The organism is Helicobacter sp. T3_23-1056 (assembly GCF_053654535.1).
This window is the reverse complement of sequence record NZ_JBSIUU010000106.1, coordinates 1-413: the sequence shown is the minus strand read 5'-3', so window position 1 is coordinate 413 and position 413 is coordinate 1. Positions and strand designations below refer to the sequence as shown.

At 44.1% G+C, this 413-nt stretch carries 1 pseudogene; it reads left to right on the top strand.

Annotated features, from left to right (window positions below):
* Positions 1-413, top strand: a pseudogene (locus ACWIUO_RS13910) (TonB-dependent receptor); the annotation flags it as partial.

Genomic DNA, 413 nt, shown 5'->3' with positions numbered 1-413 from the left:
CCTGCGACAAACTTCGCTCGCCCGCACACGATACGACTAAGCACGACTACGAGTTTTTCTATCGCGCGCACAAAGTGGATTATCAATAACTTTTTTCGCTTGCGAAGTAGCTATGATGCGATGGCTAACATAGGACAGAACACGACTAAATGGAGCGAACTAAAAGCACAATATCCAAGTATTACCGCTGCGTTTGAGAAATTTCGCGTGCCTGCGGCGTTTAATTGGGATATGAGAGTGGGGTTTGAAGTGAATGCTTATAAGGGCAATACGCTATATATGAATGTAGATATACTAAATGTGCTAAACACACAAAATCTAATGATAGCCTCTGCTAGCTACTCTAATGCTGGGACTACGGCAGTGCCTGTGTATGAAGTGGGGCGACAATTTTGGCTACAAGTGGGGTATAA